Origin of the sequence: Achromobacter sp. SIMBA_011, assembly GCF_046535435.1 — a bacterium.
In the GTDB taxonomy this organism is placed as follows: domain Bacteria; phylum Pseudomonadota; class Gammaproteobacteria; order Burkholderiales; family Burkholderiaceae_B; genus Achromobacter; species Achromobacter dolens.
In genome coordinates this window covers 1-303 of record NZ_JAWRWN010000237.1, presented here as the reverse complement: position 1 = coordinate 303, position 303 = coordinate 1, and the positions used below count along the sequence as shown (strand labels likewise).

The window sequence follows — 303 nt, the reverse complement described above, 5'->3', positions numbered from 1 at the left end:
CTCTACGTCTACAACGCGGCGGGCGATTATCAGAACACGCTGTATGCGGCGTTGACGCGCTACTTCTATCAGAACGTCGACGCGATGGTGCAAGGCAAGTTCAACACGGGACCGTTCAAGCACGACGTGGTGATCGGCGCGAGCTACCAGACCCAGCAAAGCGAATACGACGACAGCGAAGGCTGGAACGACGGCTATAGCCTCGGCACCGGCAATCTGTACCAGAGCACGCTGCTCACGAACGACGCGGTGCATATCGGCGAAAATCTGTTCCGCCACGAACGCACCACGCAGACCGCGCTC

Annotated in this window: 1 pseudogene; it reads left to right on the top strand. The window is 59.4% G+C overall.

The features are described 5' to 3' along the window. Positions 1-303, top strand: a pseudogene (locus SB816_RS30740) (TonB-dependent siderophore receptor); the annotation flags it as partial.